Origin of the sequence: Pseudovibrio ascidiaceicola (assembly GCF_900114245.1) — a bacterium.
In the GTDB taxonomy this organism is placed as follows: Bacteria; Pseudomonadota; Alphaproteobacteria; order Rhizobiales; family Stappiaceae; genus Pseudovibrio; species Pseudovibrio ascidiaceicola.
The window spans coordinates 329,490-352,535 of sequence record NZ_FOSK01000007.1; the positions used below are offsets into that span (position 1 = coordinate 329,490).

The following is a 23,046-nucleotide window of genomic DNA, read 5'->3' on the forward strand; positions in this document are numbered from 1 at the left end:
GTCTAATCCTATTTTGATGAATCGTCGTAGCGTGCTGGGGGGCATGGCCGCTACCGGTGCCATTGCAATGGTGCATCCATATTCTGTTCTTGCAAAAGAGAACACAGCGCACTTGCGTTTGATGGAAACAACCGACCTCCACGTCCACGTCGCTCCATATGACTATTATGCTGACCGCCCAATGGACACAGCTGGCCTTGCTCGCACAGCAACTATCATCAGAAAGCTGCGCTCTGAAGCAACCAACTCCATGCTCGTTGATAATGGTGATTTCCTGCAGGGCAACCCGATGGGCGATTACATCGCCTATGAGCGCGGCATGCGTGAAGGTGATGTGCACCCGGTCATCAAAGGCATGAACGTACTAGGTTACGACGCTGGCACATTGGGAAACCATGAGTTCAACTACGGACTGGACTTCATGATGAAGGTTCTTTCCGGAGCAAACTTCCCTGTTGTTTCTTCCAATGTTTCCAAAGGTACCACCCTTGCCTCCAATGGCCGTAAGGATGATCTGTTCCTGAAGCCGTACACCATTGTTGAGAAGAAGATCAAAGACGGCGCTGGCATCGAGCACACGATTAAAGTGGGCTTTGTTGGCTTCGTTCCTCCAATGATCATGAACTGGGACTCCCGTCACCTGGTTGGTAAGGCAAACACTCGTGACATGGTTGATGCTGCACGTGCATGGGTTCCTGAAATGAAGGAACAAGGCTGCGATCTCATCATTGCGTTGTGTCACGGCGGTATCGCTGGTGGCGAACATGAAGACGGAGCTGCAAACACTGCGCTACACATCGCGGGTGTTGAAGGTATTGATGCTCTGTTTACGGGTCACCAGCACGATGTCTTCCCGGGGCCTAGCTATGAAGGCATTCCTTGCGTTGATGCTGTCAAAGGCACGCTGCAAGGCAAACCAGCTGCGATGGGCGGCTTCTGGGGTTCTCATCTCGGTGTCATCGATCTGATGATTGAGCGCGATGGCAACAACGGCTGGCGCATTGCAAACTTCACCACAGACGTGCCGTCAATCTATAAGAAAGAAGGTCGTAAGCGGATTCCTCTTGTTTCCAGTGATGAAGAAGTGCTGGCAGCGGTTGAGGATGATCACCAAAAGACGCTTTCTTATGTGCGCCGCGCCGTGGGCAAATCCTCTGCTCCGCTGCATTCCTACTTTGCTCTGGTGGCTGATGATCCGTCCGTTCAGATCGTTTCTAAAGCGCAGACCTGGTACACCAAGGAAATGCTTAAGGACACTGAGTGGGCTGGACTACCAGTGCTTTCCGCTGCTGCTCCGTTCAAAGCAGGTGGTCGCGGTGGTGCGGACTATTACACTGACGTTGCTGCTGGTGATATCGCAATTAAGAACGTTGCTGACCTTTATCTTTACCCGAACACAACACGTGCGGTGTTGATCACCGGTAAAGACGTGAAGGAGTGGCTTGAGCGTTCTTCTGGTATGTTCAACCAGATTGAAGCTGGTAAGAAAGACCAAGTCCTTCTGGATGCTGATTTCCGTTCTTACAACTTCGATGTGATTGACGGTGTTACCTACGAGATCGACCTGACACAGCCTTCCAAGTATGACGGTAAAGGCAATGTTGCGCATCCAGAGTCTAACCGCATCGTGAACCTTCAGTTTGAAGGTAAGCCAATCGATATGGATCAGAAGTTTGTTGTTGCAACCAACAACTATCGCGCTGGCGGTGGCGGTAACTTCCCAGGCATCAATGATGATGTGATCATCTTTGTTGGTCCGGACACAAACCGTGATGTAATTGTTCGGTACATTGTGGACCAAGGTACGATTAATCCATCCGCCGATGCGAACTGGAACTTTAAGCCTGTTGCTGACACCACTGTTCTGTTTGAGACCGGGCCTGCTGCTGAAAAGCACATGAAAGGCGTGAAGGGCGTTCAGATTGAAGCGGCTGGCGAAGGCAAAGACGGTTTTGCCATGTACCGCATCACTCTCTGATTTTCATTGGAGCGTCCTCCGTTCCTATAAACCGGGAGCACTTTGCGAGGATATGTTCTAAGTCAGAGTGACTTACATGACTTTGAGAAGGCGGGGCCATATGCTCCGCTTTTTCTTTTTTCGCAAAAAGCGAGAAGTATCAATGTTTTAAACACTGTATTTTACATTTTTAGAAGAATTTGCTGTCAGGCTTTCATGAACCGGAGGATCTGACAATGAGTGTTACGCAATTATGTTATCGCAGCCGCATTCATTGGCCTGCGCTTCGCTATAGCCTCGATGAAGAAGTCGAGCGGTCGTTGACACGTATTCGGCGCATCAATTCGATGGCAGGCGTTACCGGCGCACTGATCCTGACAGACAATCATGTCTTTCAGCTTTTGGAAGGCCCATGGCCTTTAGTGAAGCGAACGTTTGAGTGTGTGCTTGAAGATAAGCGGCATTCTGATCTGACCGTACTCTCCAATGAAGAGCAGGATTTCAGGCTCTTCCATAATTGCTGGATGCATTTCTGTGACCTTCGTGAGGAAGCAGATAGTCAATATCCCAAGTTTTTCGGCAACCTCCTTGCCCATCCTGACCGCACCTGCAGCGAGGAAGTGATGGAGTTGCTGCTTCTGCTCTCAATGAACATGAGCGAAAGCCAGCTGACCAGCCGCCTTGCACTCATGTAGTCCCAATACTTGTTCCCCAAGGTGGCATGACCACCGCTCCCAAACGCTCTTAAAGGCACCTCTCCTCCCACTGCCTTTAGGAGCGTTTTCTTGTGGTTTGCGACTGGATGCCACTTTGCACCCTGCCCTATCCTGCTTCACAAGTAGCGCTGATGATTTGCGCGTCAGGTCTAAGTGGGAAGTCAGGTATGTCTGTTGAAACAGAGAAGCGAAACAAAGTGATCGGTTGTATCCTCTGCGGTGGGAAGTCCCGACGCATGGGCGGCTCTGACAAAGCATTGCTGGACCTGAATGGCACGGCTTTGTTGGAACATGTTGCATCCCGCTTGCATGGGCAAGTTGTGCAGAGTGTTTTGAGCGTGAATGAGCCAAGCGGCCTTCATGAGAGCCTGGGATTACCGATGCTTACTGATGAGCTTGAAGGCCACCTAGGGCCATTGGCTGGTGTTCACAGTTCATTGAACTGGGTAAGACAAAACGTTCCTGACGCATCTGACGTTGTGACTGTGGCAGTTGATACGCCGTTTTTTCCAACGGATTTAGTGGAGACGCTTGCTGCCAGCAGAATAGCGAATGCAGGCGCCCCGATCATTTGCTCCAGCGGTGGGCGAGACCACTTTGCATTTGGCCTGTGGTCTGTGGCCTTAGCAGATCCTTTAAAAGAGTACCTTTTGAAGGGTGGTCGCAGCATCAAAGGCTTTTTTAAAGACTATCCGCCCGTCATCGTGGAATTCGAACTTCAGAACGCGGTTGATCCCTTCTTTAACATCAACACACCGGAAGATATTCCCGTTGCACTTGAGCATATTGCTCAATTACAGGTGCAATAGTCGTCAAAACGGTCAGATGCCTGTGAGATCTTTGATTTTTGCCAAATCCTAAGGCGTGACTCTGATAAATAAAGAACCACGCCCACTCAAGTTTCCGGAATAGACATGAACACGAAAACGCCCAGTCTGAGCTTTGACGAAGCCCTTTCTCATTTGCGAGGTTTAGGTCGCTGCAAAGTCACTGCAGAAGAAACATCGCTTTACGAGGCGTATGGCCGTGTTCTTGCGGAAGATATAATTGCAACCTGCGACCTTCCTCCGCTTGATAACTCTGCGATGGATGGCTACGCAATTGCGCAAGGTGGATCCGAGCAGACATCTTTTGCAGTGGTGATGGAGATATTTGCTGGTTCCATGCCGGAAACATCGCTTAAGGCTGGCGAAGCTGCGCGGATCTTTACAGGTGCGCCTGTTCCGGAAGGTGCTGATTTTGTGGTGCCGCAGGAAGATTGCTCTGAGAGCGAAAGTGGTGGTGGGCGGCACGTAAAGCTCTCTCGGAGCTATCCGATTGGCTGCAATATCCGTCGCAAGGGTGAAGACCAGACCAAAGGCGCGCCTATTGTTAAGGCGGGTACCGTGCTGCGCCCACAAGAGATTGCTGCAGCAGCCTCCATAGGCATTGGCCAACTCCAAACGTACCGGCGACTGAAGGTTGGTGTGTTCTCAACGGGAAATGAACTGATCCGCCCGGGGACAGCGCGGAAGGACGGGCAGATCTTTGATGCAAACCACTTCCTGCTGCGCGGGATGCTTGCCAATTTGCCGGTCGAACTGGTGGATCTCGGCATTTTGGCGGATCAGCGTGATGTTGTTGAAGCAGCGTTAGAAGCTGCCTCTAAAGACTGTGATGTGATCTTGACCTCTGGCGGTGCTGGTGGTGGTGACAAGGATTTCGTTTCAACCACACTTTCCAAACTTGGCAAGACTACTTTCTGGCACCTGGCCGTTAAGCCCGGGCGCCCATTCATGGTAGGCGAGTTGCCTGATTGCGTGTTTATCGGATTGCCCGGCAATCCAGTTGCTGCAACGGTCGCTTTTGCGTTTCTCGCACGCCCGTTGATTGAAGCGCTTGCCGGGGCTGACTTCATTGAAGCACCGCGCCAATACATTGCTGCAGATTTTGAGATTTCAGACCGCAAAGCCGGACGCCGTGAGTTTTTGCGCGGGCGCCGTGTGACTGAAAATGGCGCTCTTAAACTGACCAAGTACCACAGTGATGGATCAGCCTTGTTATCTTCTTTGACTTTCGCCGATGGCTTTATTGAGTTGACAGAAGATATGACATCTGTTCGCGAAGGTGATCTAGTTCCGTTCATCAGCTTTGATGAAATTGGCCTTAGGTAACTCTGCTGGCTCGCATTTTCAGAATCGCGTGCGAGCCATTTTTCCACGCCTAGATCACTGGTTGTAATTTTAACAAGTTTGCCCTCAAAGCTGCGAAATATTGCAAGATATTACCGCGAAGCATCGTCATTTTGCTATTAATTAGCCTAATATGCCCAGTATATAGGTTGATCTACGGATACTTTTAGTGAAACATAAGCTCCGGTTATGCAGGGGCCTACCTTAAGAAACCCTGCCAAGATAATTAATTCGGGGACATAATATGCGTATTATGCGTTTGGCAGCAGTAGCAGCAATTGCGTTGGCAGCAGTTTCTGGCGCGGAAGCAAAAGAATGGACAAAGGTTCGCATGGGCACCGAGGGCGCCTACCCTCCATTCAACTATACCACCGCTGACGGAACACTGACTGGCTTTGACATTGAGATTGGGAATGCTCTTTGTGACGAGCTGAAGCTTGAGTGTACATGGGTTACTCAGGACTGGGATGGCATCATCCCTGGTCTGGTTGCTGGCAAGTACGACACCATCCTTGCGTCTATGTCCATCACGCCAGAGCGTATGGAAAAGATCTCCTTCTCTGAGAAGTACTACAACACTCCTCCAGGCATCGCAGTACGCAAAGATTCCGAGCTGAGTGAAGCCTCACCAGAAGGCCTTAAAGGCGTTCGTCTTGGCGCACAGGGTAGCACCACGCACTCTCAGTTCGCTGAAGAGATCCTGAACGGTTCCGACGTTGCTCTTTACCCAACTTCTGAAGAGTACAAGCTGGATCTGGAAAATGGCCGTGTTGACGCTGTTGTTGACGACGTGATGGCTCTGGAACAGTGGATCAGCTCTGACAAAGGTTCTTGCTGTAAGATCCTTGGCACCATGCAGTCTGTTGAAGAGATCCACGGTAAAGGCGCAGGCATCGGCGTTCGTAAGGGCGACGAAGATCTTGCTGCTCTGTTCACCAAGGGCATCGCTGCACTGCGTGCTAACGGTAAATACAAAGAAATCAACGACAAGTACTTCAAGTTCGACGTTTACGGCGAATAAGAATAACTTGGCGCTCAGCTGATTTATCAGCTGACGGATTTGAGACCCTCGGGTGTTTAGACACCCGAGGGTTTTCTTTTGCCATTTTGACCATCCAAAGTCGCCAGTTTGGCAAATTGACCAGTTTCAGCTCTCAAAATGACAAATCACTATTGATTCCGAGAATACTCATTTCCGCACTTCAGAGCGTTAGGAGACATAGTTTTCTCACTCAGCTTAGAATACCGGAGAAATATTTCTTCCACACAACTCGTCAATTTAACGGATATCACTTCACAATAACGGCATATGGTGCATTTTTCTTCCGATATCTCCGTTATTTCAGTTGAAGTCCTGCGCATTTTTTATAGTGTCCTTGGCAACAAATGCAGAGCACAACCAAAACAACCACTCTGCCAAAAAGAACAAGGATGCACGGATGTCTTTTGCCCGTATCGCGCTTGCGACACTTATGAGCTTCACTGCTGCTTCAGCCCTTCAGGCAGATGAGATCACCAAACTGCGTATTGCGACAGAAGGCGCTTACCCTCCCTTCAACTTCACAGGTTCTGACGGTGTTCTGACTGGTTTTGACGTTGAAATCGGCAATGCTCTTTGCGCAGAGATGAAGATTGAGTGTGAGTGGGGCACGCAGGAATGGGATGGCATGATCCCGGGTCTGGTTGCTGGAAAGTACGATGCGATCATCGCCAGCATGTCCATCACGGAAGAGCGTCTTGAGCGTATTTCGTTCTCTCGCAGCTATTACAACACACCCTCAACCATTGCAGTGCCTAAGGATTCTACAGTTTCCGAGATCACTCCTGAAGCACTGGAAGGCCTACTGATTGGCGCACAGGGCGGCACCACGCACTCTGTTGTGGCGGAAGAGATCTACTCCGATGCTGACGTGTCATTGTACCCAACCTCTGAAGAATACAAGCTGGACATCGAAAACGGTCGTCTGGATGCTGTGATTGATGATCTCGGTGTTTTGCAAAGCTGGGTGGATTCAGAAGCAGGCTCTTGCTGTAAAATCATCGGCTCTCTGCCAATTCAGCCTGAGCTACACGGCCAGGGCATCGGTGTAGGCGTTCGTCAAGGGCAGGAAGAGCTGGCAGATCGCTTCTCACAAGCTATTCTCGCCATTCGTGAAAACGGCACCTACAAGACGATCAATGACAAGTATTTCTCTCAGGACGCTTTTGGCGAGTAACAGCTGAAACGAGGCAAGAAAGCATCGAGGCTGGGGAAAGTTTCTGTGATGCATCACCGTTTTGTAGAACAACGATGCTCAAAACTGATCAAAATGGAAACTTACCCCTCTCAAGATGGAATGAATTGGCTATTTTCTGCCGACACCCCTACTCAAATAGGTTGAAATTTTCTTTCTTCCATTTAAATATGCGCCCCGGCTGTGCAGGGAGCCATCTTGATGACCCCTGCCAAGAATTTACAAAGGGGAATACAAATGGGCTTCATGCGCTTTGCCACTGTTGCAACACTCGCACTTCTTGCTTCAACTCAGGTTCAGGCAAAGGAATGGACCAAAGTCCGAATTGGTACTGAAGCCTCGTACCCTCCATTTGCCTACACCACTGCCGATGGCAAGCTGATTGGCTTTGAGATTGAACTGGGCAACGCGCTTTGCGCTGAACTGAAGGTTGAATGTGAATGGATGCCGGTTGACTGGGATGGATTGATCCCGGGCCTCGTTGCAGGCAAGTACGACACGATCATGGCATCCATGTCCATCACACCAGAACGGAAGCAACGCATTCAGTTCTCTGAGAAGTACTACCAGACCCCTCCGGGAGTGGCAGTACCAAACGATAGCAAGATTACCGAAGCCTCCATTGAAGGAATGTCTGGTGCTCTTGTAGGCGCGCAGGTTGGCGCGACACACGCAGTGTTTGCTGAAGACATTTTGACTAAATCAGAAGTGTCTCTGTACCCTACTGCTGATGAATATAAACTCGATTTGGAAAGTGGTAGACTTGATGCTGCAGTTGATGACGTAGTTGTTCTTTCTGACTGGCTGAAGTCAGAGGAAGGCAATTGCTGTAAACTGCTCGGTACCATGTCACCTATTCCAGAGATACATGGTGAAGGCGTTGGTGTAGGCGTTCGTAAGAACGACCAAGACTTGGCAGACCTATTCTCCAAAGCGGTTATTGCTTTACGTGAGAATGGAAAGTACAAAGAGATCAACGATAAATATTTCGACTTTGACGCCTACGGAGAGTGATGGCGTCAAGCTGCAATACACTCTGACGGCGGGACCAGTTTCCCGCCGTTCTAAAAAGAATAGGGGCAATCCCCGTAATGAATGAAATTTTCACACTCTTGTCCTTTGGGGACATGGGCTGGGGAGACGAGATAGCACTTGGCGTTGTCATGACCGTCTCTCTTGCGTTAGCAAGCCTTCCCATTGGCTTGCTTTTAGGTTTTCTGCTGGCGCTTGCGAAGAAGTCCGAAGAGCCTTCTCTTCGCGCTGCAGCCAACATTTACACTACAATTTTTCGGGGACTTCCCGAGCTTCTTACCCTTTTCCTTGTCTATTACGGTGGTCAGATCCTCATCCAGCAAGTGCTTGCACTGTTCGGGGAATTCTATTTTGAAGTGAACGCGTTTCTGGCGGGTATGATTGCCTTGTCACTTGTGTTTTCTTCCTACGCCTCCGAAGCTTTCCTTTCTGCGTTCCGCGCGATCAACAAAGGCCAGTACGAAGGCGCTAATGCGCTCGGTCTGGGATACGTACAGACCATGCGTCTGGTTATCCTGCCGCAGCTCGTTCGCTTGTCTTTGCCTGCGTTGAGCAATCTATGGCTCATTCTGCTGAAGGAGACTTCTCTGGTCTCCATTATCGGTCTGGCGGACATTATTCGCTATTCCAATATGGCAGCGCGTACCACCAAAGAGCCATTCCTGTTCTTTGCAGTGGCTTGTGCGATCTATCTTGTTTTGGCGATCATTTCTTCCGGTGGTATTTCCCGTCTGGATGCATGGGCTAAACGCGGGGAGACCCCTAGATGAGTGATGTTTCTATCGGCGCTCCGGGAAGCTACGTTCAATCTCAGACAATTCAGGCGAAAGCCCCTCCTCCGTCTCCGACGTCCCGTCCGTGGACACCAACGCGCATTGTTGGCACCACCTGGCTGACACTTTGGATTGCGGGTGGTCTGGGTATCGTATGGTTCCTGTTGAATTCCAACAGCGTTGCATTGGTGTTTGGCGGTGATGGCCTTCTGCCTGTTTCCCTCACCCACAATGCGAAGTTCCTGACCAAGTACGGTGAGAAGTTCGTTTCAGGCTTCATCATCACCCTGAAGCTTGTTGGCCTTTCCATGCTGCTGGGCGTTTTGCTTTCCATTCCGATGACCTTCATGCGGATGAGCAAGAACCGTATTCTGGGCGGCATTGCATACGGTTACGTCTACTTCTTCCGCGGCACGCCGCTGCTGGCTCAGGTGTTTCTTATCTATTACGGCGCTGGTACCTTCCGTGTTCCGTTGCAGTCCGTTGATCTGTGGTGGTTCTTCCGGGATGCATGGAACTGTGCAGTGCTTGCGTTCACGCTGAATACAGCCGCTTATCAGGTAGAGATCCTGCGTGGTTCCATTGAGAACATCGCGAAAGGACAGTGGGAAGCAGCTGCTGCGCTTGGTCTGCCGAAGTGGGTGACCTTTTGGAAAATTATTCTTCCGCAGGCTCTGATCGTTTCTCTGCGTCCATACGGCAATGAGATCATCCTGATGATCAAAGGTTCCGCGATTGTGGCGATCATCACTATCTATGATCTGATGGGTGAAACGCGTCGTGCCTTTTCACGGACCTACGACTTCCAGGCCTATGTTTGGGCTGCGATTGCCTACCTTGTGATGGTGGAAGCATTGCGCCGGGCGTGGGACCGTATTGAGGCTCGCTTGACGCGCCATCTGAAAAGATAAACCAATAGGCCGAGACAAATACTTGAAAGCGCAGGTCCAAAAGCCTGCGCTTTTTTCATTGATAGACCTCGTGAATTTACGTGGTATCTGCTGGTGAAGCTGGTAGTGTTGCTGCGCTCTGATTCAAGATTATAAGGATAGTCCGATGGCAAAGGTCGCGTTTATTGGTTTGGGTGTTATGGGATACCCAATAGCGGGTTTTCTGGCCTCACGTGGTGGGCATGACGTTACCGTTTACAACCGGACAACAGCCAAAGCAGAGGCATGGGCCAAGGAATACGATGGCTCCTTCGCTCTGACCCCTCAGGAGGCCGTTGAGGGCTGTGACGTTGTTTTTGCTTGTGTTGGCAACGACAACGACCTGCGCTCTGTTACGACCGGCGAGAACGGCGCATTTCACGGCATGAAGGCTGGCGCTATCTTCGTAGACCATACAACGGCTTCTGCTCAGGTGGCCCGCGAGCTGGATGAAGCTGCACGTAAGGGGGGATTTTCTTTCCTTGACGCGCCTGTGTCTGGTGGGCAGGCAGGTGCTGAGAACGGTGTCCTGACTGTTATGATTGGCGGGGAGGAAGAGGTCTTCAATCGCGCAAAACCATTCATCGATTGCTTTGCAAAGTTTGCGGGATTGATGGGTCCGGTTGGTGCAGGTCAGCAGACCAAGATGGTCAATCAGATCTGTATTGCTGGTCTGGTACAGGGTCTATCTGAGGCAATTCATTTTGCACAGAAGTCAGGCCTTGACGTTGAGAAAGCCATTTCAGCGGTACGTGGCGGGGCTGCACAGTCCTGGCAGATGGAGAACCGTTGGGAGACCATGCGTGAGGGAGAGTTCGAGCATGGCTTTGCAGTGGACTGGATGCGCAAGGATCTGAAGATCTGTCTTGAAGCTGCTGACGAGGTTGGTGCACGCTTGCCGGTGACAGCGCTGGTGGATCAGTTCTACGCAGAGGTTCAAGGCATGGGCGGCAATCGCTGGGATACCTCCAGCCTGATTGCCCGGCTGAACAACGCCGACAAGAAATAAAAAAACACAAAGCCCCGATCAGATGACCGGGGCTTTTTTAGTTCTCAGCTTTGGCGAACAGGTCCTATGACATGTTTGCTTTTGGCTTTTCGGCGATGATGTAAGAGAGCGGCAGTTCAGTGGTGTACTTGATCTGCTCCATCGCAAAGGACGTGGACACGTCTGCGATATTTACCTTTGCAATCAGTCGCTTATAGAAATCATCATAAGCATCAATGTCTGGAACGGCAACGCGCAGCAGGTAGTCTACCTGTCCGGCCATACGGTAGAATTCCACCACTTCTGGGAACTCTCGGATGACATCTGCAAATTTGCGGAGCCAGTCGTCGGTGTGTTCGTTGGTGGTGATGGCGACGAAGGCGGTGACTTTGGCGTTGACCTTCTTTGGGTCAAGCACTGCGACGCGGCGGGTGATGACCCCGTCCTCTTCCATCTTCTGGATACGACGCCAGCATGGGGTGGTTGATAAGCCGACGCGGCGACCGATCTCAGCTACGGGAATGGTGCTGTCTTCTTGTAGAATGGACAGAATGCGACGGTCGATCCTATCGATCATATTATACCCCTATCTCCCACCGGAATTATTGTTTGGCGCAAAATCATTGCAGGAAGCATAAGGTCATGTGAAATGTTATTCCAGCTTCAAACAGCAAGATTTATGCAGGAATATAGGTTTTCGTTCTACACACTATTAATTTCATGAAATTTATTTTCATCAAGATAGATTTCAGCAGGAGCCAAAGAAAACCAATCCCATATTCATAGGCACATAAAAAAAGAATCTCTCAAATCAGCTCAAAAGACGGCTTACTTCTTCTTTCAGGAGCGGAAGCAGCTCATTCTCGAACCAAGGATGTTTTTTTATGTGGGCATTGTTGCGCCAGGATGGATGGGGGAGCGGGAGAACACGAGGGCCGAGGCCTTTGGCGTGACGCTCTACCGTCCTATCCCAGATTGATCGAAAATCAGCAATTGTTTCCCAAAGGCGTTTTTTGGTGAGCTCGGGCATGTGATAGGCCTGTGCGTAACCACCTATTGCCAGCAGTGTTTCAATCTGCGGCATATTGCTGAATATTTCTTGATGCCAGGTTTTCTTGCATTCCGGCCTTGGTGGCTTATCGCCCCCTTTTGAGTCCAAGCCCGGAAAACACAGGCCCATGGGGATAATTGCAAGTTTGGCGGGGTCGTAGAAGACCTCTTCACCTATGCCCATCCAGTCGCGCAGGCGATCTCCTGATGGGTCTGTAAACGGTTTTCCAGAGGCGTGGACGCGCGTTCCCGGAGCCTGACCGCATATGGCGATGCGAGCCGTTGAGGACAACACAACAACGGGCCTTGGCTCGTGAGGCAATGGTTGGCGGATAGGCTGCTCCACACAGACCCTGCAAGCGGCGATGCGCTCTCTTAAGCGCTGGAGGTCTCTTTCATCACCTGAAGCGCTGCCTGCACTCCCGGACGCTCTGTCATCATTGAATACCATCTACGCAGATTACCAAGTTCCTCAGGGACTTGCAGCTTAATTACGCGGGCAAAGTTGATTGCTGCGAATAATGTGATGTCAGCAATTGAATACCGATCACCAGCAACAAACCGATTGCTTGCCAGCTGCGCATCAAAAATGGCAAGCGTTGCAAGCGCTTTTGGCCTGTTCGCCTCGCCCCATTCTTTAACCTGTGGCTGCTCAAGCGGTGCCATGGCTGGATTGGTGTGGCGGAAGACCTGAGCGACTTCGTTCAATAAGCCCAGATCGGCACGCCTGTTCCACATCTCAATCAGCGCCCTGTCCTTGGCCGTCTGGCCCAGCAAAGGCTTGAGTGGGTTCATTTCTTCTATGTAACGACAAATGGCACAGCTTTCGGATATCGCTGTTCCATCCTCCAGCACGAGTACGGGCAATCGCTGAAACGGATTGATCGCTTTAAACTCATCTGCCTTCAATTCGCCATGCATGAAATCTACGTAGGCAGTGTTAACCTTAACGCCCTTCTCAGCAAGGAACAGAGTGACGCGAAAAGGGTTAGGCGCTTGCCTATGGCTATAAAGTTTCAACGGTGCCTCCCAACAACCACGAGCTGTTGCCCCTACAATCTAAAAGAGAAACTGTCCCAAAATGGGGCGAAAACCTAGCATTTTTTAGACCCTGTAAACCCAACATTAACCTTATGAATCAGAGCAATCTTAAGAGATCATGTTCATTCTGGTCAAAAGAGCAAGTATCCCGTCAATCTATTGGCACACAGAGGCCGAGAATACATGAACAACGGATCGTCGCAGAATAGTAAGGACAAAACAACTATTAATCGTGCCCGAGCAAATCGCCGGCGCGAGGTTGCACGTACCGTAACGGATGCTCGCGAACGTCTTGGCACCGTAGAGGGCGTGCGACCCAGTTTTGAAGCTGATCTTATTTTGATGTTCGTGAAGAACAGATTGTCGGTGGCCTACGCCATGCCGATGATCGCCATTGTGGCTGCGACCATCTCAAGTGTATGGCTTCCTGTGGAAGTGGCCGGAGGCTGGCTTGCGGCCATGCTGATCGCTCACTCCCTTATTCTTCTTTCTACAAAACGAATGGAAAAAAGCTTAGCTCAGGAAGGTGATCTGCGCTCAATTCGCAGAGAGCTTTTTGCCGGCGACATGCTCTATGGCATTGTTTGGGCTATCTTTTTTATCGGCAACCTGCAATTCAACACGGATTATGGGTTTGGCGTCTTCCAGTTCGCGACCATGCTGATCGTCATTGCCATGGCGACCATGTTGTCGTCCCCTCTCCCCGGCGCTTTGCTGGCTGCCACTGCCCCGATTACGGGGGCACTGATCTTCAGTTTCTGGCAGTATGACAGCATGCCTCATTACGCGATGGGGATGATGGCGATTGGGGCGCAGTTGTTCTTTTATATCCTCAGCAAGCAGTTGCATAACTCTGCTTTGACCTTGCTGGAATACCGCGCTGAGAAGGACCACCTGATCTCCGAGATGGAACAGGTGAATGCAATTTCTCAGGAAGCACGACGCCGTGCTGAGGAAGCGAACCTCGCCAAAACACGTTTTCTTGCGACAATGAGTCACGAATTACGCACACCTCTGAATGCGATTCTCGGGTTCTCCGAGGTGATGAAGGACGAAGTTCTTGGCCAGATGCACAACAAGACCTATCTGGATTATTCCAAGGATATCAATCAGTCCGGTGAGCATCTGCTCAATCTGATCAATGAGATTCTGGACCTGTCGCGCATTGAGGCAGGCCGTTATGAGTTACAGGAAGAGCCTATCTGTTTGCGGGATGTGGCAGCGGCCTGCAAGCACATGATGCATTTGCGGGCAGCGGCTAAAAACATCGAAATCCATGAGGTCTATGAGAAGGGCCTGAGCAAAGTCTGGGCAGATGAAAAAGCGCTGCGCCAGATGGTGCTGAACCTTTTGACCAACGCCGTGAAGTTTACGCCGCCTGAGGGGGAAATCTCCATACACGTGGGCATTGATGGTGCTGGTGGTCAGTACATCAGTGTGAGCGATACTGGTGCTGGCATCCCTGAGGAAGAGATCCCTGTGGTGTTACAGGCTTTTGGTCAGGGCACGCAGGCCATTCAGGATGCAGAGCAAGGCACTGGCCTTGGTCTTTCCATTGTGCAGGCACTGGCGCACATGCATGAAGGCGAGTTCAAGCTTGCCTCCAAACTGCGAGAAGGAACGCAGGCGACAATCTCCCTACCCGCCAAGCGCGTGTTGAGCCATATCGACCCGATCCCAACACCAGACCCGAGTACACGCAAGGATAGAGAACCCTTGCTTCGTGCAGGTTAAGGGTATATGTTCTTAATTTGTTCTAGATGCGTATATTGGGGGAAATGTATGCTTCGTGGTTCATGCCACTGCGGTGCGGTTAAGTTCGAATTTCGTGAAAATCCAGAATGGCTTACAGAGTGCAACTGCTCTGCCTGTCGTCGGTACGGCACCATTTGGGCACACGGATCGCCCAGGAACGTGACCATTGAGAAAGCTCCGGATGCGACATTCACCTACGTTTGGGGTGATAAGATGATTGCATTCCATACCTGCAAAACCTGCGGAAATACCACTCACTGGTCCGATCTGGATGAGGACTATGACCGCATGGCGGTCAATACCCGTCTTGTGCCGTTTGAGGATGTGAAAGACATCCCTATCCGCCATCTTGACGGTGCTGATACTGGGCAGTTTCTGGATTAAACCCCATTCATTTTCAGCGAGATCCCGCGACTTGTTTTGCCTTGTGTTTGCGGAATAACGCTTCAATCATTTACCGGGAGAAACATATGCTACGTGGCTCATGCCATTGCGGTGCAGTTAAGTTTGAATTTCGTGAAAAACCAGAGTGGCTGACAGAGTGCAATTGCTCTGCCTGTCGTCGCTACGGCACCATCTGGGCGCACGGTTCGCCCAAGAACGTGAGCATTGAGAAAGAGCCGGACGCGACCTTCACGTATTTGTGGGGTGACAAGGGCCTTGAGTTTCATACCTGCAAAACTTGCGGGAACACCACGCACTGGGCGCCGGTTGATCCTGACGGGGATAAAATGGCGGTGAACACACGGCTGGTGCCTGCCGAGGATGTGAAGGACATCCGTGTGCGCCACTTTGACGGCGCTGATACATGGCGCTTTGTCGATTAACGCGGCTCATCAAACCCACGTTTGCGTTGCTATGTGCATTGGTTTGAAAGGAACGCGTTTTTCCTGCGTTATTTACTGAAAACGACAAAGGCCGCCTTACTCCGTGGAGTTGAGGCGACCTTTTTCAATTTATCCCCCTCCTCAGAAGAGGGGCTATTCTCATATTAGTCCTGAGCTGCAACGCCTGCATCAGCGAAGGTCGCCATGCCTGCGTGGGTCGCTGCAGCTGCCTTGATGATGCCTGCTGCGATTGCTGCACCAGAACCTTCACCCAGACGCATGCCCAGATCCAGAAGAGGCTTGCCACCCATCTCGGTCAGGGCGCGGCGGTGTGCAGGCTCAGCGGAAGCATGAGAGAACACGCAGTGCTCCAATGCGGTCTTATCCATCTTATAAAGGATGGCAGCTGCGGCGGAGGTGACGAACCCATCAACAACAACAGGAACCTGCTGCATGCGTGCTGCCAGAATAACACCTGCCATTGCTGCGATTTCGCGGCCGCCGATCCGGCGCAGAACTTCCAGAGGCTCCACTTTGCCCGGACCGCCGATCCGCTGCACAGCTTGCTCAACAACAGCAATCTTGTTTTTCAGCGCATCGCCCTGAACACCAGTGCCCGGACCAACCCATTCTTCTGCAGTGCCACCGAACAGTGCGTAGAAGATAGCGGCAGCAACAGTGGTGTTTGCGATGCCCATTTCGCCAAGGCAGAGCAGATCAGTCCCGCCGGAGATCGCTTCCATGCCGAAGGCCATGGTTGCTGCGCACTCGGATTCTTCAAAGGCGTCTTCCTCGGAGATGTCCGGGGTTGGCATTTCGAGCGCCAGTTCAAACACTTTGAGGCCGAGATCATAAGCAATGCAAAGCTGGTTTACGGCTGCGCCGCCCGCTGCAAAGTTGGAGACCATCTGCGCGGTCACTTCTTTCGGGAACGCGGAAACGCCTTTGTCAGCAACGCCATGGTTTGCAGCGAACACAGCAACCAGCGGACGAGTGACCTTTGGCATTGGCATGCCCTGCCAAGCTGCCAGCCATTCCACGAGCTCTTCCAGACGGCCCAAAGACCCAAGAGGCTTCGTCAGCTGCGCATCGCGTTTCTTCACTGCCTCAATAGCTTCAAGGCTTGGACCGGGCATTGCGCCCACCAGGTTTCTGATATCATCGAATGGCAGTGCAGACGTTGCAAGAGACATACGCTTCTCCGAACTTAAAGCAGTTCTCATTCAGGTTGGATCGGTTGAACTGCTTTAGCTTTTGTTTCCGCGTATCTTTGATCCGAAAACCGGTTTCCACTTTTCGGAGATACGCATTAGTTGACCCGCAAAATGAATTTTTGCGCTTTGTTGATTGCGCAGATCTATAAGCCACCGGAAGCAGAATACAAATGAGACTTATCAACTATTTGTGGTTTCCACGGCTTTGCAAACTACAAATTGTTGATTTAGAGCTTGCGCATTCATGCGCCGTGCTCTGAAATCTCTGTGTTTGAGCGAATTCTTGTCATTTGATTGAAGCAATCAAATGGAACGCGCTTTAACTGAATCCAGCGGTATTTCATGCCGGTTTCATTTCTGTGAGAACCCATCATGTCCGACGACAAACATTCAGAAGATTCTCTTAGGTCCTCCTCTTCCATTTTAGCCGAGGTGGCTGAACTGGTGCGCTTCTTCTCCCGCATTCCCTTGCCGAAACTGGGAAGCTGGGATGACCTGAACACGGCACCTGATTTTCGGATGCGCGCACGCAGTATTCCGCTGGCGGGAGTCATCATTTCGCTGCCAAGTATGCTGGTGCTGCTCGTGCTTGCCCAAAGCGCCCTGTCGCCTGCCATTGTGGCGTTGCTGGCGGTGGCTGTGGCCGCAGCTGTTCAGGGCTGCCTGCATGAAGATGGCCTTTCTGATGTGGTTGACGGGTTCTTTGGAGGTCATACGGCTGAGCGACGGCTTGAGATCATGAAGGACAGCCGTATTGGTGCTTTTGGCACCGTGGCGCTTGTGCTTTCCCTCAGCTTGCGCTGGCTGCTTCTTTCCATGTTGCTGGAGAGGTTTGGCGGCATGGGCGCGGCGCTTGGTTATCTGGCCGCGGAAACGACTGGCCGGCTTGGCATGATCTGGATCTGGAACACAATGCCGCCTGCTTACCATGGCGGGCTTTCCACCCGCTTCGGCATTCCGCAGAACAGTGCGGTTTCCTGGGCTGCGGGCTTTGCCTTGCCGCTGTTGGTCATCAGCTTGTTTTACCTGAGCTTCTGGCAGGTGGCGTTTGGGGCAGCCTTCAGCTTTGTGGTGGTGGGTGCCTTGGCAAAATTATCTCTGGCAAAAATTAAGGGCATCACGGGTGATGTTTTGGGGGCTGCACAACAAGTTGGCTCACTGGGCTTCCTGCTGGGCGTCCTTTCTCTTTAGAGCCTGCTGCATCTTGCTGCCTGAAAACCGAAGCGGCACGCTAAGAAACCATCATTGTGCAATCATTTGCTAGCATTTTAGCTTTATTCTACGCGCATTGACTGCCTAGAACGCGAGAGACCCACTGATTGAACCATACGGGCCCGGAGAAACCATGACGCCTTCTTTTGCTTGCGCACTGTCTGCATTAAAACGAGTTGCCACCATTGCGCTGGCCGCTGCTGTCCTTGCTGGTTGTGCCTCGCGGCCCGGACCGGATGCCTTGCGTGTTTCCTTGGAAGAAGCGCCGGGGACCAGAGAAGTCAGTATGCTCATCGCCACCACGCGTGCGCGCTCTGACGTACCTCATGAGTTCTACTCTTCGAAGCGTTCTGAAAAACTGGATTTTGGGTCGGCGACCATTTCCATTCCGCCATCCCACGAACCAGGACGGATCGCATGGCCCTCTTCGCCTCCGGGTAACCCGAACACTGATTTCGTGGTTCGCCAAGCCTCTTACATCGATGGAAATGCCGCGTTTCAGCAACAGATAAACCGCGAGCTTGCAATGCGCTCCGGAAAAGAGCGTGAGGCCGTGCTGTTTATTCATGGATACAACACCCGCTTCTCTGAGGGTGTTTTCCGATTGGCACAGATGGCAGCTGATGCAAAAGAGAAGCGCTTGCCTATTCTGTTCACCTGGGCCTCAGCCGGTTATCTCACAGACTACATTTACGACACCAACAGCGTTGCCATTGCACGAGATGGGCTGGAGAAAGTCCTTATAGATCTGACGAACTCCAGTGCACAACGCATTACCATTGTGGCGCACTCTCTTGGCAACCTGTTGCTGCTGGAGACCTTGCGACAAATGGAGCTTCAGGGCAAAGGGCTTTTAAAGAACAAAAAAGTCACCGTTGTCATGGCCTCTCCTGACATTGATATTGATGTTTTCGAAACAATGATTACCTCTCTTGGGTACAGAGCAAACCCTGTTTTTGTTCTGGTCTCGCGTGATGACCGGGCGCTGCGCTTCTCTCGCAGGCTTGCTGGCGGTAAAGCGCGTGTTGGTGATGTGGAAGACGACGAAAGGCTGACGAAACTTGGCATTGTTGTTATTGATCTGACAGAGGTAGAGTCACAAGATTCGATCAACCATGACAAATATGCGCAGCTTGCTCAGTTTGGCCCTCAACTTGTCAAAGCACTTGAGCAGGGTAAGCAGAACAGAAGCAAACAAGGTATTGGCGGGCGCCTTGGCAATGCCGGACGCAGCTTTACCGAGTTCCTTGGCCACACAGCCAAGATTGTGGTGAGCACACCCGGATCAGTTTCAACGCGCCCTTAAGACGCGCGTTGGAGCCCCAACGATATTGTAGGACTTTATTTTGTCAGTCACTTTAGAACCACCAGCCAGCCCTTGTTTAAAACTGTGTAAGCTGGATGAAGACCGGACGATGTGCGTGAGCTGTTGGCGTCTTTTGAGTGAGATTGCCGGATGGGGGTCCCTCTCCGCGCAAGCTCAACATGATGTGCTGGCAAAACTCCCTGCCCGGAAAGCCCGATTTCTGACAGTAACACAGGAGGATGTTCAATGCGCTGGACGATAGGCCTTGTCATCCTTATTGGCGCAATGGTGATTGGCGTTGCGACTGGATACCTTGGAACACCCGAGTTTTTAGGCGACAAGTTTCAGGAGGACGGGCCGCGCCTCGTTGCCCTGCTCGCCATGGGGATTGTGATTGGGATGGGTGTGCTGATCCGCCGCCCGAAATTTCGCGAAGTTTTTGGCGCAGTCGTCTTCTGGGGTGGTTTGGCGCTGCTGCTGATTATCGGCTACTCGTACCGCTATGAATTGATAACCGTTCGTGACCGTGTGATGTCCGAGTTGTTCCCCGGCTCCATCTCGCAGACAGCAAGCGGCGAGTTGGTGATCTCTCGCGGCATCAACCATCAGTTCTTCATTGATGCGCAGGTGGATGGCACCTCTGTCGACATGCTGGTGGATACGGGCGCGTCCCATATCACCCTTTCTTATGGCGATGCCCGCCGGGTTGGCATTGATACGCAAAACCTATCCTTCACAACGCCGGTTTCTACTGCCAACGGCATGGGCTTTGTGGCCCGTGTGCGCTTGCAGGATATGCAGATCGGAAACTGGGACCTAAACGACGTGCCTGCCTTTGTGGCGCAGGAGGAGATGCTCTCAACCAGTTTGTTGGGCATGAGTGCCCTGAACACGTTTGCCAGCTGGCGCATGGAAGGCAATCAGCTGATCCTGAGGGCTCGATAAATCATTCATCTGATATCAGATAAAAGAAAGCCGCTGACATCACTGTTAGCGGCTTTTCTTGTTTCTACGAGGGGCTGGCTTACAGCAGGCTGAAGGTAAACCGGGCGCAAGCGATGAGCAGGAAGACACCGAACGCGACTTCCAGCTTTCGCTTTGGCAGATTGTGCGCAAAGTGCGCGCCCAGTGGTGCCACATAGATTGTGATCGGAATGATCAGCGCCACGGCCAGCAGGTTGATGTAGCCAACAGAGAACGGTGGCAGATTGGGTGCGCCCCACCCAGCCGCGACCATGCCAAAGACAGCCGGAATGGAAATCAACACTCCAACACCAGAGGATGTTGCAACCGCCTGATGGATTGGGCGGCCAAACAAGGTCATGAAGGTGTTGTTCATAACACCGCCGCCAATGCCCATGAGCGTTGAGAAGAAGCCGATCAGCACGCCAATGAGCGCACGCACCGGATTGCCCGGAATATCGTTGCCCAGCTTCCAGCTTTCACGGTTGAACAGCATGCGCATGGCGACCACGAACGCGATCACAGCAAAGATGCCCTTGAGCGTATCCCCTGAAACGAGCGCGGCGACATAAGATGCCAACAGCACGCCGATTGGCACCGGAATAATCCAGCTTTTCAGCAAGGACAGATCCACTGCGCCCTTCTTTTTATGTGCGAAGAACGACCGTAAAGACGTTGGGACGATCACTCCCAGAGAGGATGCCACCGAGATGTGGACCACGACGTCAGGATCAACGCCCACTTCCGTTAAAATGGTCACGAGAACCGGCACAAGGATTGCGCCGCCTCCGATACCAAACAATCCTGCCAGAAAACCTGCTAGTGCGCCGGAGGCAACCAATGCCGCTCCGAAACCCAGCATAGACGCCGAAATCATGTCCATGCTGCCCCTCCTCAATTCCAAACGAATTTTGCTACGCGTATTCTTTTCCGAAAACCGATATCCATTTTTTCGGGAGCCCGCATCCCTCATGCGTACTCTTGTCCGAAAACCGGTGTCGATTTGCCGGGAATACGCTCTAAATCAATGCGGCCTCTTTTTGCTCACGTGCTTCACGCATTGCGCTTTGATGGTGTGATACGGCGGCCAGTGCATCTTCCAGCACTTCAATCCCTGCGCCAGCCTTGTTGGCTTCTACCGTCATGATACGGCGGAAGTGACGGGCACCGGGAACGCCTTGGTATGTTCCTAAAATGTGGCGGGTGATAGACGCGAGCTTAGTGCCAGCCGTCAACTCATCCTCGATATAGCTGCGGTAGATGTCCATCGCTTCAACCGGCGAGATTGTGTTGGTGGCTTCGCCGTAGACCACGCGATCCACTTCAGCCAGCAGCATCGGGTTCTGATAGGCCGCACGGCCCATCATCACGCCGTCCAGCTTTTCCAGATGCGCTGAGGTCTCTTCCAATGTGGCGACACCACCGTTGACGCCGATAAACACATCCGGCAAGCGTTGCTTCAGACGGTAGACAAGGTCATAATCCAGCGGCGGCACATCGCGGTTTTCCTTCGGGCTCAGACCTTTCAGCCAGGCCTTGCGGGCATGCACCCACAGTGCGTCTGTGCCAGCTGCGATGACTTTATCTGCCAGCGCATTCAGCGCTTCTTCCGGCTCCTGATCATCCACCCCAATACGGCATTTAGTCGTGACAGGAATGGACACCACATCCTTCATGGCGGCAATGCCTTCCGCCACCAGCTCTGGCTCCAGCATCAAACAAGCACCAAACTTGCCGGACTGCACGCGGTCAGATGGGCACCCCACGTTGAGGTTGACCTCATCATAGCCCCAGTCTTCAACCATCTTGGCGCATTCGGCCAGCGCTTTGGGATCAGAGCCACCCAACTGGCAGGCAACTGGTTGTTCATCTTTAGAAAAACGGAGATGACGGTCCCTGTCGCCATGGATCAAGGCGCCAGTGGTAACCATCTCGGTATAGAGCAGCGAGTTCTTGGAAAGGACACGATGAAACGCACGGCAATGCCTGTCCGTCCAGTCAAGCATCGGCGCAACTGCGAAGACGGGGTTCTTGATATTATAGAGTTTTTTTGTTGCTTCAGTCATTCACGACGGTCTCAAACTGCCTCAAGTCGCAGTCTTTTGCCCTTTCTGTACCAAATTGGCAAGTCAGACCCACCAGAAACGTACGAATGGGCTGCAATGACGGAATGGATGGTTAAGGCGAATGAAGATATTGGTCAGGGCACATCTGGTGATGGTGCATCGAAGTGTTCGCCAAAAAAGCACTTAGGGCAGCCGGTTTCAAACCGACCGCCCCAAGTATCAACCTTCTATAACGGCATGTGGCTGTTTAGATCAGAAATTCAAAATTGCTCTCATGAAGGTTATCGAGCTGAACACCGTTCAAAGTAATTGATGTCTCCTGATCGAGCTGAATAACAACATCTGGTCCCACATCACTTGCAGCTTCCAACAGCTCCCCAAAGCTTGTTAATCCGCCAAACTCAAACTGAATAACTTCAGTACCAACATTAAAGTCTGTAATGGTGTCGTTGCCAAAATAGGTATACTCAAACCTGAAAGTATCATTGCCTGCGCCACCCATAAGGGTGTCGTCACCATCACCACCAATCAGCGTGTCATCGCCCTCATAACCATGAAGTGTGTCGTTGCCTGAACCACCGTAAAGCGTATCACCCTGATCACCGCCATGGATGACATCATCGCCCAACGTGGTGTTAAACGTGGCCTCCATGATCTGGTAGCCTGTCAGCACAAACTCAGCGATGTCTGCAAAGCGGATCGTCTGGATACCCTGACCATCGCTAAACTGGTTCTTGATCAGCAGCGTACCGCCATCATAGAACGTCAGAAGAAGGTCGTCACTGTCCGTTCCGGATGGACGAGTGAACTGA

The 23,046-nt window shown here is 51.7% G+C and carries 24 protein-coding genes; 17 read left to right on the plus strand and 7 right to left on the minus strand.

Annotation, left to right across the window (positions count from 1 at the left end; translation table 11 throughout):
* The first annotated feature begins 16 nt into the window (after positions 1–16).
* The 10 genes from BM231_RS15330 to BM231_RS15375 all read left to right on the plus strand — a co-directional run bounded on the left by BM231_RS15330 (position 17) and on the right by BM231_RS15375 (position 10,821).
* A complete protein-coding gene (locus BM231_RS15330; protein WP_483150651.1) occupies positions 17–1,978 on the plus strand; it encodes a bifunctional 2',3'-cyclic-nucleotide 2'-phosphodiesterase/3'-nucleotidase in 1,962 nt (653 codons plus the stop codon).
* Between the two features lie 215 nt (positions 1,979–2,193).
* Entirely contained in the window at positions 2,194–2,652 is a 459-nt protein-coding gene (locus BM231_RS15335) for a BLUF domain-containing protein (protein ID WP_063288313.1), read from the plus strand.
* Between the two features lie 188 nt (positions 2,653–2,840).
* Positions 2,841–3,482 (plus strand): molybdenum cofactor guanylyltransferase MobA, encoded by a 642-nt coding sequence (gene mobA, locus BM231_RS15340; RefSeq protein ID WP_093520693.1) that lies wholly within the window; start codon positions 2,841–2,843, stop codon positions 3,480–3,482.
* 105 nt (positions 3,483–3,587) lie between these two features.
* Positions 3,588–4,826 carry a molybdopterin molybdotransferase MoeA gene (locus BM231_RS15345; protein ID WP_093520695.1) on the plus strand — a complete coding sequence of 413 codons (1,239 nt, stop codon included), beginning with the start codon at positions 3,588–3,590 and terminating at the stop codon, positions 4,824–4,826.
* A gap of 262 nt (positions 4,827–5,088) precedes the next feature.
* Positions 5,089–5,865, plus strand: a complete 777-nt coding sequence (locus BM231_RS15350; protein WP_057465987.1) for a transporter substrate-binding domain-containing protein — start codon at positions 5,089–5,091, stop codon at positions 5,863–5,865.
* A gap of 418 nt (positions 5,866–6,283) precedes the next feature.
* Entirely contained in the window at positions 6,284–7,060 is a 777-nt protein-coding gene (locus BM231_RS15355) for a transporter substrate-binding domain-containing protein (protein WP_093520754.1), read from the plus strand.
* Positions 7,061–7,315: 255 nt separating this feature from the next.
* Positions 7,316–8,092, plus strand: a complete 777-nt coding sequence (locus tag BM231_RS15360; protein ID WP_093520697.1) for a transporter substrate-binding domain-containing protein — start codon at positions 7,316–7,318, stop codon at positions 8,090–8,092.
* Positions 8,093–8,169: 77 nt separating this feature from the next.
* Positions 8,170–8,880, plus strand: a complete 711-nt coding sequence (locus BM231_RS15365; RefSeq protein WP_063310755.1) for an ABC transporter permease — start codon at positions 8,170–8,172, stop codon at positions 8,878–8,880.
* On the plus strand, positions 8,877–9,794 hold the full coding sequence (locus BM231_RS15370) for an ABC transporter permease (protein ID WP_208860395.1): 918 nt from the start codon (positions 8,877–8,879) through the stop codon (positions 9,792–9,794). The genes BM231_RS15365 and BM231_RS15370 overlap by 4 nt, the downstream gene beginning before the upstream one ends.
* Before the next feature lie 145 nt (positions 9,795–9,939).
* A complete protein-coding gene (locus tag BM231_RS15375; protein WP_093520699.1) occupies positions 9,940–10,821 on the plus strand; it encodes an NAD(P)-dependent oxidoreductase in 882 nt (293 codons plus the stop codon).
* Between the two features lie 64 nt (positions 10,822–10,885).
* Here BM231_RS15375 and BM231_RS15380 read toward each other — a convergent pair whose 3' ends face one another.
* From BM231_RS15380 to BM231_RS15390, 3 genes are all read right to left on the minus strand, one after another.
* Complete coding sequence (locus BM231_RS15380) at positions 10,886–11,374, minus strand: Lrp/AsnC family transcriptional regulator (RefSeq protein WP_208860416.1); 489 nt, start codon at positions 11,372–11,374, stop codon at positions 10,886–10,888.
* A 237-nt stretch (positions 11,375–11,611) separates the two neighbouring features.
* A complete protein-coding gene (locus BM231_RS15385; protein ID WP_084403674.1) occupies positions 11,612–12,145 on the minus strand; it encodes a uracil-DNA glycosylase family protein in 534 nt (177 codons plus the stop codon).
* Between the two features lie 80 nt (positions 12,146–12,225).
* Positions 12,226–12,870 carry a glutathione S-transferase family protein gene (locus BM231_RS15390; protein WP_093520701.1) on the minus strand — a complete coding sequence of 215 codons (645 nt, stop codon included), beginning with the start codon at positions 12,868–12,870 and terminating at the stop codon, positions 12,226–12,228.
* A 204-nt stretch (positions 12,871–13,074) separates the two neighbouring features.
* Here BM231_RS15390 and BM231_RS15395 point away from each other — a divergent pair, with 204 nt between their 5' ends.
* The 3 genes from BM231_RS15395 (at position 13,075) to BM231_RS27195 (ending at position 15,473) form a co-directional block, all read left to right on the plus strand.
* Positions 13,075–14,625 carry a sensor histidine kinase gene (locus BM231_RS15395; protein WP_280142342.1) on the plus strand — a complete coding sequence of 517 codons (1,551 nt, stop codon included), beginning with the start codon at positions 13,075–13,077 and terminating at the stop codon, positions 14,623–14,625.
* 48 nt (positions 14,626–14,673) lie between these two features.
* Positions 14,674–15,030 (plus strand): GFA family protein, encoded by a 357-nt coding sequence (locus BM231_RS27190; RefSeq protein WP_208860397.1) that lies wholly within the window; start codon positions 14,674–14,676, stop codon positions 15,028–15,030.
* A gap of 86 nt (positions 15,031–15,116) precedes the next feature.
* The gene (locus tag BM231_RS27195; protein WP_208860398.1) at positions 15,117–15,473 is read left to right on the plus strand and encodes a GFA family protein; all 357 of its coding nucleotides are present in this window, start codon (positions 15,117–15,119) and stop codon (positions 15,471–15,473) included.
* A gap of 164 nt (positions 15,474–15,637) precedes the next feature.
* Here BM231_RS27195 and cobT read toward each other — a convergent pair whose 3' ends face one another.
* On the minus strand, positions 15,638–16,666 hold the full coding sequence (cobT, locus tag BM231_RS15410) for a nicotinate-nucleotide--dimethylbenzimidazole phosphoribosyltransferase (RefSeq protein ID WP_093520703.1): 1,029 nt from the start codon (positions 16,664–16,666) through the stop codon (positions 15,638–15,640).
* A gap of 393 nt (positions 16,667–17,059) precedes the next feature.
* Here cobT and BM231_RS15415 point away from each other — a divergent pair, with 393 nt between their 5' ends.
* From BM231_RS15415 to BM231_RS15430, 4 genes are all read left to right on the plus strand, one after another.
* Complete coding sequence (locus BM231_RS15415) at positions 17,060–17,878, plus strand: adenosylcobinamide-GDP ribazoletransferase (protein ID WP_063310750.1); 819 nt, start codon at positions 17,060–17,062, stop codon at positions 17,876–17,878.
* A 154-nt stretch (positions 17,879–18,032) separates the two neighbouring features.
* Positions 18,033–19,205 carry an alpha/beta hydrolase gene (locus tag BM231_RS15420; protein WP_093520705.1) on the plus strand — a complete coding sequence of 391 codons (1,173 nt, stop codon included), beginning with the start codon at positions 18,033–18,035 and terminating at the stop codon, positions 19,203–19,205.
* Positions 19,206–19,245: 40 nt separating this feature from the next.
* Positions 19,246–19,467 carry a DUF1289 domain-containing protein gene (locus BM231_RS15425; RefSeq protein ID WP_280142343.1) on the plus strand — a complete coding sequence of 74 codons (222 nt, stop codon included), beginning with the start codon at positions 19,246–19,248 and terminating at the stop codon, positions 19,465–19,467.
* Positions 19,452–20,150, plus strand: coding sequence for a retropepsin-like aspartic protease family protein (locus BM231_RS15430; RefSeq protein WP_093520709.1), 699 nt, complete (start codon positions 19,452–19,454; stop codon positions 20,148–20,150). Before BM231_RS15425 ends, BM231_RS15430 begins: the two co-directional genes overlap by 16 nt.
* A 79-nt stretch (positions 20,151–20,229) precedes the next feature.
* On the opposite strand, the gene BM231_RS15435 is transcribed toward BM231_RS15430, so the two are convergent.
* The 3 genes from BM231_RS15435 to BM231_RS27480 all read right to left on the minus strand — a co-directional run.
* Positions 20,230–21,051, minus strand: a complete 822-nt coding sequence (locus BM231_RS15435; protein ID WP_057465977.1) for a sulfite exporter TauE/SafE family protein — start codon at positions 21,049–21,051, stop codon at positions 20,230–20,232.
* A 136-nt stretch (positions 21,052–21,187) separates the two neighbouring features.
* Complete coding sequence (dusA, locus tag BM231_RS15440; protein ID WP_093520711.1) at positions 21,188–22,234, minus strand: tRNA dihydrouridine(20/20a) synthase DusA; 1,047 nt, start codon at positions 22,232–22,234, stop codon at positions 21,188–21,190.
* A 247-nt stretch (positions 22,235–22,481) separates the two neighbouring features.
* Positions 22,482–23,046: calcium-binding protein (locus tag BM231_RS27480; protein WP_208860399.1), on the minus strand; the 565-nt coding region annotated here is incomplete at its 5' end.